This is a genomic window from Clostridium sp. BL-8 (assembly GCF_002006495.1).
GTDB lineage: Bacteria > Bacillota > Clostridia > Clostridiales > Clostridiaceae > Clostridium.
Genome location: NZ_LZZL01000130.1, coordinates 1 through 11091, shown reverse-complemented (window position 1 = coordinate 11091; position 11091 = coordinate 1). Strand labels below are relative to the sequence as shown.

Annotated in this window: 9 protein-coding genes and 1 pseudogene; 7 read left to right on the top strand and 3 right to left on the bottom strand. The window is 28.9% G+C overall.

All coding sequences use genetic code 11. The features are described 5' to 3' along the window. Positions 1–313: 313 nt before the first annotated feature. Entirely contained in the window at positions 314–751 is a 438-nt protein-coding gene (locus CLOBL_RS25315; RefSeq protein WP_009172970.1) for a hypothetical protein, read from the top strand. 58 nt (positions 752–809) lie between these two features. Beyond that, positions 810–1256: a VanZ family protein gene (locus CLOBL_RS25310; RefSeq protein WP_077861538.1), complete on the top strand. Its 447-nt coding sequence runs from the start codon at positions 810–812 to the stop codon at positions 1254–1256. A gap of 513 nt (positions 1257–1769) precedes the next feature. Here the strand turns inward: CLOBL_RS25310 and CLOBL_RS25305 are convergent. Beyond that, positions 1770–3248: a hypothetical protein gene (locus tag CLOBL_RS25305; RefSeq protein WP_077861537.1), complete on the bottom strand. Its 1479-nt coding sequence runs from the start codon at positions 3246–3248 to the stop codon at positions 1770–1772. Between the two features lie 275 nt (positions 3249–3523). Here CLOBL_RS25305 and fusA point away from each other — a divergent pair, with 275 nt between their 5' ends. The 4 genes from fusA (at position 3524) to CLOBL_RS25285 (ending at position 8796) form a co-directional block, all read left to right on the top strand. Then, positions 3524–5605, top strand: coding sequence for an elongation factor G (fusA, locus tag CLOBL_RS25300; RefSeq protein ID WP_077861536.1), 2082 nt, complete (start codon positions 3524–3526; stop codon positions 5603–5605). Positions 5606–5873: 268 nt separating this feature from the next. Then, positions 5874–6119 (top strand): hypothetical protein, encoded by a 246-nt coding sequence (locus CLOBL_RS25295; RefSeq protein WP_009172966.1) that lies wholly within the window; start codon positions 5874–5876, stop codon positions 6117–6119. Between the two features lie 104 nt (positions 6120–6223). Continuing rightward, entirely contained in the window at positions 6224–7177 is a 954-nt protein-coding gene (locus CLOBL_RS25290; RefSeq protein WP_077861535.1) for an ROK family protein, read from the top strand. Positions 7178–7560: 383 nt separating this feature from the next. Next, positions 7561–8796: a competence/damage-inducible protein A gene (locus CLOBL_RS25285; RefSeq protein WP_077861534.1), complete on the top strand. Its 1236-nt coding sequence runs from the start codon at positions 7561–7563 to the stop codon at positions 8794–8796. Between the two features lie 234 nt (positions 8797–9030). Here the strand turns inward: CLOBL_RS25285 and CLOBL_RS29225 are convergent. Further along, a pseudogene (locus CLOBL_RS29225) lies at positions 9031–9374 on the bottom strand (ATP-binding protein); the annotation flags it as partial. 23 nt (positions 9375–9397) lie between these two features. Further along, a complete protein-coding gene (locus CLOBL_RS25275) occupies positions 9398–10129 on the bottom strand; it encodes an NAD-dependent protein deacylase (protein ID WP_077861533.1) in 732 nt (243 codons plus the stop codon). A 307-nt stretch (positions 10130–10436) separates the two neighbouring features. Here CLOBL_RS25275 and CLOBL_RS25270 point away from each other — a divergent pair, with 307 nt between their 5' ends. Beyond that, entirely contained in the window at positions 10437–10745 is a 309-nt protein-coding gene (locus CLOBL_RS25270) for a 2Fe-2S ferredoxin (RefSeq protein ID WP_077861532.1), read from the top strand. Positions 10746–11091: the final 346 nt, after the last annotated feature.

The following is an 11091-nucleotide window of genomic DNA, read 5'->3' as shown; positions in this document are numbered from 1 at the left end:
CACCTGCCTTGCACGCAGGGGGTCAAGAGTTCGAATCTCTTTATCTCCACCATTAGAAAACTATGAATTGTAATTCATAGTTTTTTTTATTTTTATATTATATATATTATTCAATATAATAGAGAAATGTAAACTTAAATATAAAAAACAGTAGAACTATCTCATAAAATGAATTAAAAATACTAATTATTACAGTGTACAATAGAAAAATTATAGCATATAATTTAGTTGTAAAGCATGTAAAATATGGTAAATTTAGAGATTGAATATGTAGTAAAATAGAGAGAAATTATATTTATGAGAGGGTATGAGTATGATACAAACTATTGTCTGTAAAAAAGATGGGTGTAGTGGAAATGAGTTTCATATAATGACAGAAGATAATAAATTAAAGCTAACATGTAAGGATTGCGGAAGTGATTATTATTATGATGTAAGTTATTATGATTTCATAATGCTATCAAATTGTACAGAATGCAATAATGATACATTTAAGGTCTTTAATAATTTAGATGAACAAGGTATATATGCAAAATGTACTAAGTGCGGAGCTCCACCAGAAAAGGTATTTATTGATGATGAGGGAGTGCAAGTAACATATGAAGCGAAACTATTACAAGATATAAAGCAATTTATGTATCAAATAGATCAAAGAATTTGCAATCTTGAATTAAAGATTGATGGACTAGAAAAGGGACAGGAATTATTAGAAGAGTCACTTGCATATATAAATAGATACATGTCAGAATGAAGTGTCCATAATAAGCATTAAGCTATAGCGTAGAAATTTTACTTTAAAGAGGTTAAATATGAGAAACAAAAGGAAAATTATTTATTGGTTTTTATTAATTATTTGGATGGTGGGAATATTTGTTATGTCAAATCAACCAGCTAACATATCTGATTCTCAAAGTGAAGGGATAATAAAAGTATTAGCTAGTATAGGTATAAATGTAAATAGTATTTTTGGACAGCTTGCTAATTTTGCTGTTAGAAAATGTGCACATTTTCTTGAATATATGGTTTTAGCCTTACTAGCATTCAATGTGTTTAATTTATATTTTAATGTGAGGAAAGTTGTTGTTATAACTATAATATTTGTATTTTTATATGCATGTTCTGATGAAATACATCAACTTTTCGTATTGGGACGAGAAGGTGCTATTAGAGATGTCATAATAGATACTTTTGGCGGCATTGTTTTGATATTAATCAGATTAAGCAAGATTCATTTATTTAGAAATAAATTGATATAATCTTTTGATTTTATGTTTAATTTTGTAATGTGAATGAATACTTATAATAATATGAGAGATATAATCAGAGATTGTTTTATGCACTGATTATATCTCTCATATTATTATAGAGAGAGCTTTTTAATAAGTTTATATATTATATATTAAAAAAAGCGGATTGACTTTATATGATAACTATTTTATTTTATTATTAATAATAAAGTTATCTTTTATTATCTTTTCACCTATTCTATAAGAATCTAGTAAATGTTTTTTCTTCATATGAATCTTTAGTACTTCCTTATACCCGACAAGATAGCTTTCATCAATTTTTTAGGGCAAATCTAGTTGTATATAGTTCTTATCTACATTAAATGGATCATGATTTGATAATAAAACTAGCTAAATGAAAAATTTGTTGTTTTAAATTTTTTAGCTTATCTGATAGCTGTGTGAAGAAGCTCTTATCTCATAAATCATATCCACTACATTGTCATAGCATTAATTTTTATGTTATAGCTGCTTAAAGTTGATTTACTTAATTTTAAATAAATCAATTATCTTGAAAATAATCTTTATAGAAACAAATAAGAGTAATCCATCAAAAATAAAATTAAATAGGAATAATTGCTTTGCAGTATCAGCTTCACCGTTGCCTACAAATGGCATTGGGAATTGAACTATGCCTATTAACATAACAGTCCAGAGTAAAAGTAATTTGGTTTTTATTTCTAAATTAGATTTACTTTTAATATATTTATAAAGTGAGTATACTGCAAGAATAAGATAAACTGAAACTATAAAGTATAATTCGTGAGGAAGCATATTTTCTCTAAAGGTTGACCAAAGAGTAAATCTATTGAAGTCTGTAATAGGCTTTTCACTATAGCTTCTATAATGTTTTCCAAGCATTGTACTAGTAGAAAATGCTTTACTAGCTGTATATTTCATACCATTTAATAATCTTTGAGGATGAGATAAATAAAATTTAGCAAGTTTTAGATTATTTATGTTACTATAAAATTCTTCAGCAGTTAATTCGCTTTTAGGAGAATACTTCACATATTTATCCTCAGCTAAATAAGCGTTTTTTCCAGCGTCGACTGCCATATCTGGATTAAGACCTAAATCTATTAAATCTTGCTCTGGAGTTTTAGAATCTTTTAATATACCATAAAAAACTGAGTTATATTGGGTATCAACATTCAAGTCAGAGCTATTATAGCTGATGCCAATAGGATATGCTATTACAAAACAAAGGACAATGCACAATATGTATAGGTTTATTTTATTAAGAGAACGTCTGTTATCAAAGAGTATTTTAACGATAAAAAGTATAATAATAGGCAATGAAGTAAGTACTTGCAGTTTTGAACCCAAAAACAAGAATGCTGAAAACAATATGAAAAATATTTTTGAAAATATTTTTTCGTTTTTCTTAAGGATATATTTGTAATAAATGTAGTTAAGAACAGAAGCAATAAATAGTACTAATATTGTAAACATCATTGGTTCACCGTAAAGACTATTGAACCAAATTAAATAATTTCCATCAAAGAAGAAGAACAGTATTAATAGTTCAAGAATTATGAGTTTTATGCGATTCTTTATGTTAAAAGATTTTAATATTATGCTAAAAGAAAGAATATATATAATACTGTAAATTACAGATAAATACTGAGTTTTAAATATAGCTTGCCCAAATAATTTGGAGATAGTATTAATTAGTATAATTAGATAACTAAGGCTAGATCCAAAAATAGTTAAGGTTAGATTGGTAATATTCGTTATTTGATAATCAGTTACAATATAACTCATAAATCTTATAAAGTTAGGATTATTTGCATCTGAATCTAATAATGATAGCCCAGATATGCTCATTATTCTATTAAAATCACCTTGGTCAGCAACACCAACTTGTGGTTGTATAAATAAAACTCCAATAATTATTCCAATGGCAAGTATAAAAAATAAAATCTTATAATAACTTGTTAAGTTTTTCTTGGTATTCATTAAATTTTGCCTCCATCAATTTAGATTAAAATTATAAAATAGCCTTAACTAATGACAGATAAAATTATAATGTTTTTTTTAAAATACTACAATAAAATGTAAGAATAAATTGAAAAGTTTAACAAAGAAAAGGATAATATATAAGTTTTCAGAAAATTTAGAAAATTAAAGAGGATTTAATGAACATAAATAGAAATATAATATCAAATAATATTATCATGGGAAAGGCAGGTGAAAGCCAACTTTTAAGATGACTTAAAAGTTTGGTAGAGTTCATGAAAGATTATAGTATTAAAAATTTAAGGAATGTAGGATTAATGGGACATAATGGAACAGGAAAAACTTCTTTAGCAGAAAGTCTTCTATATTATTCGAAAATAATAGATAGATTAGGGAAAATTGAAGATGGAACTACTGTTTTAGATTTTGATACTGAAGAAAAGAACAGACAATTTTCTATTGCACTTTCAATAGCTCCAATTGAATTAGATAATATTAAAATAAATCTTGTTGATATTCCAGGATATGCTGATTTTCAAGGTGAATGTATTGAGGGAATGAGAGCTGTAGATGTTGGAATGATAGTGGTAAGTGCAGTTTCAGGAATAAAAGCTGGGACTGAAAGAGCATGGGAATATTGTAATAAAATTAAACTGCCTAGAACAATTTTTATAAATAAACTTGATCGTGAAAATGCAAATTTTGATAAGGTATTAGATTCACTTAAAGAAAAGTTTGGAATGAGTGTAGTTCCAATTCAATATCCAATAGGGAAAGAAGATCAGTTCACAGGTGTAATAAATGTTATTTCAAAGCAGGCGCGAATATATGATATAAAGACTAAAGAAATAAAAATTTTAGATATACCAGAGGAATTGAAAGAGAAAGTTGAAGAATGCAAAAGAATGATTATGGAGTCAGTTGCAGAAACTGATGAAGAATTATTAGACAAGTATTTTAGCGAAGGAACATTAAGTGATGAAGAAATTTGCAAGGGTTTAATAAAAGGATGTGCGAGTGGCGATATTGCTCCTGTTATGTGTGGCAGTGCAACTAAAGTAATAGGAATGGATTCTTTAATTGACGATATTGTGGAATGCTTTCCTTCTCCAGAATATGCAATTTCTCAAAAGGCTTTGAATATTACAAATAACGAAGAGACTTTCGTTAATCTTGATCAAGAAAAGCCATTTTCAGCATTGGTATTTAAAACGATTGCAGATCCATTTGTAGGTAAAATATCTTTCTTTAGAGTTATGACTGGAGAAGCTAAGGAGGATATGACAGTATTAAATGTTAACAAGGATAAAGCTGAAAAATTATCTCATATTTGCTTTATTAGAGGAAAGACGCAAGTACCAGCTAAAAGAATTATTGCGGGAGATATAGGAGCAATTTCTAAATTGCAGTATACAAATACAGGAGATACACTAGCAAGTTCAGATTTTAAAATAATGTATGATAAAATGAATTTTCCTAAAGCAGTTTGTTCTATGGCAATGATACCACAAGCAAAAGGTGATGAAGAAAAGATATCTCAGGCTTTAAATAAATTAAAAGATGAAGATCCAGTTTTCGAAATATCAAGAGATGTAGAAAATGCAGAAATTATAGTTTCAGGGCTTGGAGAAACTCATATAAATGTAATTGCAAGTAAAATAAAAAGTAAATTTGGAGTAGATGCAGTCTTAAGTTTGCCAAAGGTTCCATATAAGGAAGCAATAAAAGGGACTTCGGATGTACAGGGGAAGCATAAAAAACAATCTGGTGGTCATGGACAATATGGTGATGTTGTGATAAAGTTTGAACCTAGAACAGATGGAAACGAAGATTTAGAATTCGTGGATAATGTTGTTGGAGGATCTGTTCCAAGAAACTTTATTCCGGCAGTAGAAAAAGGGTTGAGAGAATGTATAGCTCATGGTGTTTTAGCCGGCTGTCCAGTTATAGGTCTTAGGGCGACTCTTCATGATGGATCATATCACTCAGTTGATTCGTCTGAAATGGCATTTAAGCTTGCAGCATCTATAGCTTATAAGAAAGGTCTTGAACAGGCAAAACCTATTTTGTTAGAGCCAATAATGAAAGTTGAGGTTGTATTACCTAATGAATATATGGGTGATGTAATTGCAGATATAAATAAAAAGAGAGGCAGAGTAATTGGAATGGAACCAGAAGGAGATAAGCAAAAGGTCATGGCAGAAATTCCACTTGCAGAAATTAGAAAGTATGCCACAGAGCTACGTTCCTTAACTCAAGGCAGGGGAATGTTTTCAAAGGAATTTATTAGATATGAAGAAATTCCAGAGATGGAAGTAGCCAAAGTTATAGAAAGTATAAATAATCTAAAAAAATAGAGGGCTAAACGTGAATTTCTAGGAAAGAATATATATAGATAAAGTACCAAGCTTAAAGATAATTTTAAACTTGGTACATATTTTTGGAGCTTAAATTTTTATTAAAAGATTCTAAATTAACTTTTTATTTTTTAACGAATAGAAAGTTATAGTGATGGAGTTAGTCTATAATGCAGAAGGATTTTTACATTAATTTCATAGGATATAACTGCCAAGGCGAGCATATAATATATTTAATATTAATTATAAATCTTAGGAGGAGAAATTAATGTCAGACTACAGCATGGACATCAGCGGAAAGATTGATTTGAGCGATTATAGCAATATATTTGATTATTTAAATATAATAGACAATAATGATAATTTTGTAATAAGGATTGATAGAAATAATAAAGAAGACATTGATTTAATTAATTCAATGCTAAAGGATAATAAATTTGTTGTTAACTATACTCAATACGATGATTTGGGAAACTATTATATTAGTGCTAATAAAGCATCTTCAAGAAAATAATATAAAAATACAGGTTTTATTACTTGAGCATATTATAGTATAATATAATTCAGAAGAAATTGTTTTTAATTGGGAAATATACAATAACAAAGGAGAGTTATATCATGGAAAAGTATGTTGTGGGAGTAGATTTAGGAGGTACTAAGATAAGTACTGCACTAGCTAATTTAAATGGAGAAGTAATAAGTCAAACAACAGTACCAACAAATGCTAATGAAGGAGAAATTCCAGTACTAAATAGAATCATAGAATCTATAGAGAAGGTAATTAAAGATGCTTCAGTAACTTATGGAGAGATAAAAGGAATAGGTATAGGTTCACCTGGACCATTAGATGCTGAAAAAGGAACTATAATTTATACACCTAATCTTCCATTTAAGAATTTTAACTTGGTTGAGCCGATAAATAAAAAATTTGGATTACCAGTTTTCTTAGATAATGATGCAAACGTTGCAGCTATTGGAGAGTATATGTTTGGAGCAGGAAGAGGAGCAAAGGATGTAGTATTCTTCACAGTGAGCACAGGAATAGGTGGAGGAGCTGTTTTAGATGGTAAAGTGTATAGAGGTCATACTTCAAATGCACTAGAAATTGGACATATGACAGTAGCACCAGATGGCCCTAGATGTAATTGCGGAAATATTGGATGTGTAGAAGCAACATCATCAGGTACTGCAATTGCAAAAAGAGGACAAGAAGCTGTAGCTAGCAAAGTTGAAACTTCTCTAAGAAAATATGAGACAGTTACCTCATATGAAGTATTTACAGAAGCAGCTGCAGGAGATCCTGTATGTAAAGATATCATAGATAATGCGTTAAATTATTTAGGAATAGCTATTGCTAATGCAGTATCTATTTTTGATCCAGAAGTAATAATAATAGGTGGCGGAGTATCAAAAGCTGGAGATGTTGTCTTTGATACAGTAAGAAAAGTAGTTGATAAAAGATGCTTTAAATCCATGGCAGAAGCAGTTAAAATTGTTCCAGCAGGATTAGGTACAGATGCTGGAGTAATAGGTGCTGTAGCATTAGCATTACTTGAAACAGAAAATAAATAAAATTATGAATGATTAAAATATAACTTTTATAATAAAATTATTAATAGGTATGAATAAGTAAGAGGGAATATACATACAATAGAAGTATGAAAGACTCTCCTAGCAATGAATTTTTTCATTCTCATACATATTTACTAATCTTATTTTAAGTGAAGACCTATTTTTAAGAGAGTTCTATTTTTTTGATTTTGGCTTTTGCTTAAATAAGATTGAGATGAAAAAATTTTTTATATAAGCTATCTCTAGATTTTATTTAGATTTAGAGATAGCATATTATAAAAGAAAATATTTTTATATAAACCTATTCAATATATTATTGGATAGGTTTTAAACTTATATAATGATATTACAGATAAAAATTTATAAAAAAGAAGGTAATAAATATGAAAGCAGAAATTATAGCTGTAGGAACAGAAATATTGTTAGGAGACATAATTAACTCAAATGCTCAGTATTTAGCACAAGAGCTGGCAGCATTAGGGATAGATATGTATTATCAACAAGTAGTTGGTGATAATGAAGACAGGATTATTCATGCTTTTGAAGAGGCTTATAGCAGAAGTGATATTATAATAACAACAGGTGGGCTTGGACCTACAGCAGATGATTTAACTAAGGAAGTTGCAGCTAAATATTTTAATAAAGAGTTACGTCAACATGAAGAATCTATTGAAAAAATAAAAAACTATTTTAAGTTCAGAGAAAGAAAGATGACTGAAAATAATTTAAAACAAGGCTTAATACCAGAGGGAGCTATTGTAATTAATAATAATAATGGTACAGCGCCTGGAGTAATTATAGAAGAAAATAATAAGATAATGATAATTTTACCTGGACCACCAAAGGAAATGAAACCAATGTTTGAAGATACAGTTAAGGGATACCTTCAAAAAAAATCAGATTCTATATTGGTGTCAAAAGTAATTAAAATATTAGGTATTGGAGAAAGTGCAGTTGCTGATGAATTAAAAGATATAATGGATGCACAGACCAATCCAACTATTGCACCTTATGCTAAAGAAGTAGGAGTACTGCTTCGTATAACAGCTAAGGCAAAAACTCAGGAAGAAGCACTTAAGTTAATAAAGCCAGTAGAAGAAGAAATTAAAAACAGATTAGGCGATAATGTTTATGCAACTGAAGATATTAACTTAGAGGATGTTGTAGCAGAGCTTTTAACAGAAAAGAAGCTCACAATATCTACAGCAGAATCGTGTACAGGCGGAATGATTGCAGCTACATTAATAAACTATCCAGGAATATCTGAAGTGCTTTTAGAAGGTGCTGTAACATATTCAAATGAAGCTAAACATAAAAGATTAGGCGTTAAGAATGAAACTTTAGAAAAGTATGGAGCTGTAAGTGAAGAAACTGCAAGAGAAATGGCTATTGGTATTGCTAAAACAGCTAATGCAGATGTAAGTATTGTAACAACAGGAATAGCAGGGCCAGGGGGAGGAACAGAAGAGAAACCAGTTGGATTAGTATATATAGGAGTATATGTTCAAGGAGAAGTAGTAATAAAAAGGTGTATATTTAATGGAAATAGAAATAGAGTAAGACTTCAAGCAACAACAACTGGCTTGGATATGTTAAGAAGAATCTTAATAAAGAAATAATAAACAATCCTCAAATAGAAGTTTAACTGTATCCATTTGCCTAAGAAATTTCGAAAATGAATAATTAAAACTTATGAAAATAAAAATGCCACAATATATGTTAATTTGGATAACATATATTATGGCGTTACAAATTGTATATAAATAAAAATGGGGGAGAGGCGATTAAATATTGAAGTTAAATACTTCATTATTATTTATTGCCAAATTAAATTTATTTATACATAATTTAGATTAAAAATTTTCTTTTTTTAATGAAATACTAACTTTAAATAAGTCTCCATCGAATTTAAGTTCAAAGACACCTTTTTGAAGCTCTACTAAACTCTTTGCAATAGATAACCCAAGACCTGAACCTTCTGTTGTTCTTGAAGCATCACCTCTTTTAAATCTTTCTAGGATTTCTTCTTCGCTGAAAGTTAATGGGTATTTTGAAATATTTTTAAATGTCATTAATACGAAGTTATGTTATCTTCAACATCTATATATACTCTGGTACCATTTAAGGAATATTTCAAAGTATTAGAAATCAAGTTTTGAAATATTCTAAATGTTCTTCTGCCATCTGCATAGATATTTAATTTTTGCTGTAGAATTAGTTTTATAATGAATTTACGGCTTCGCTTAGAACTTTACCAATAGAATCGTGTATAACTAAATCAGCTTTTGAATCAGCAGAAGTTGAACTTTTGTTTATAAGTATAAGGTTATTGCCCTTGAAATAATCTATAAGGCCTGCAGCAGGATAAACAACAAGTGAAGTTCCGCCGATAATAAGAGTATCAGCTTTAGAAATATCATTTATTGCACCTCTAATTACACTGTCGTCTAGGCCTTCTTCATAAAGAACTACATCAGGCTTAACAGATCCGCCGCATTTAGTACAAGTAGGAACTCCATCAGAGTTTAAAATAAATTTTTCATCATAGAATTCATGACATTTAACACAATAATTTCTGTGAATAGAGCCGTGAAGCTCAAAGACGTCTTTACTTCCAGCCATTTGATGAAGTCCATCTATATTTTGCGTTACTATAGCTTTCAGTTTTCCCATTTCTTCAAGTTTGGCTAAGGCCAAGTGTCCGCTATTTGGTTTTGCTTCTGGATATATAAGTTTAGATTTATAGAACTTAAAGAATTCTTCAGGGTATTTAGTATAAAAAGTATGTGATACTAATTGCTCTGGCGTAAATGTAATATTTAGCTTTTCATTGAATAACCCATTTGAACTTCTGAAATCTGGAATGTCAGACTCAGTACTGACACCGGCACCGCCGAAAAAAACTATGTTGTTACTTTCTTTTAGAATATTTGATAATCTTTCAACACTCATAAAATACCTCCAATTAGAATTAAGAATACATTCATTATTTTATTTAATTATGGCACAATGAATTAAAAAAATAAATTAATATCTTTAATATTGAAAATTAATTGTCAAGAGAAGAATTAGATGATAAAATGGTAAAAATAATAAAAAACGCAATGTAAAAAATTAATACAATTAAATAAAAAAGTGAAAAATATTTTTTAAAGTTGATATTAGCTTTGATTTTGTCATTTCAGTTTTATAATAGGGCTATACTTTGACATTATTGAAGAAATATAAATATTTAATTTACGAAAGTGGGGAAAGTAAAATGATAAGTTTAAAGCATCATATTTTTGTATGTGCGAGTTGTAGAGTTAACGGAATGCAAAAAGGAATGTGTTTCAGTAAAGATTCAGTAAAGGTTGTTCAAAAGTTTATGGAGGAAGTTGAAGATCGAGACTTGATAAATGAAGTAATGGTTACTAATACTGGATGTTTAGGTGTATGTAACAAGGGACCAATCGTAGTGGTTTACCCAGAAGGAACTTGGTATGGAAATGTTAAAGTGGAAGATGTTGAAAGAATTATGGACGAACATATTGAAGGTGGAAAAGTAATAGAGGACTTAGTTATCTAAGTTATGGTAAAAGCAACAATAAATTAAGTGAGATATGTTGCATATTTTGTGTCATTTAGGATCAATTTAATTATCTATCATAAGATGAATTACAATCGACTGCTTGACACAAAATATTATTTTACTCTATATAAGTTGTGTTAAAGAATTTACAGTGCATATTTTGTTTTAGTACTCATATAAGCAAGAGTTATATAGTTTCATTATCACAACCTATATATTCATAAGATTAAATAAAAATAAAAAAAGTTGTTGACATAATCTTCATATCTAGATATAATACTATTTGTGATCTGGTGATGATGGCATAGAGGTAACACTCCTTCCCATTCCGAACAGGAAAGTT

Coding starts and splice junctions, on each gene's coding strand:
- CLOBL_RS25315 (WP_009172970.1), top strand. CDS start 314: ATGATACAAACTATTGTCTGTAAAAAAGATGGGTGTAGTGGAAATGAG.
- CLOBL_RS25310 (WP_077861538.1), top strand. CDS start 810: ATGAGAAACAAAAGGAAAATTATTTATTGGTTTTTATTAATTATTTGG.
- CLOBL_RS25305 (WP_077861537.1), bottom strand. CDS start 3,248: ATGAATACCAAGAAAAACTTAACAAGTTATTATAAGATTTTATTTTTT.
- fusA (WP_077861536.1), top strand. CDS start 3,524: ATGAAAGATTATAGTATTAAAAATTTAAGGAATGTAGGATTAATGGGA.
- CLOBL_RS25295 (WP_009172966.1), top strand. CDS start 5,874: ATGTCAGACTACAGCATGGACATCAGCGGAAAGATTGATTTGAGCGAT.
- CLOBL_RS25290 (WP_077861535.1), top strand. CDS start 6,224: ATGGAAAAGTATGTTGTGGGAGTAGATTTAGGAGGTACTAAGATAAGT.
- CLOBL_RS25285 (WP_077861534.1), top strand. CDS start 7,561: ATGAAAGCAGAAATTATAGCTGTAGGAACAGAAATATTGTTAGGAGAC.
- CLOBL_RS25275 (WP_077861533.1), bottom strand. CDS start 10,129: ATGAGTGTTGAAAGATTATCAAATATTCTAAAAGAAAGTAACAACATA.
- CLOBL_RS25270 (WP_077861532.1), top strand. CDS start 10,437: ATGATAAGTTTAAAGCATCATATTTTTGTATGTGCGAGTTGTAGAGTT.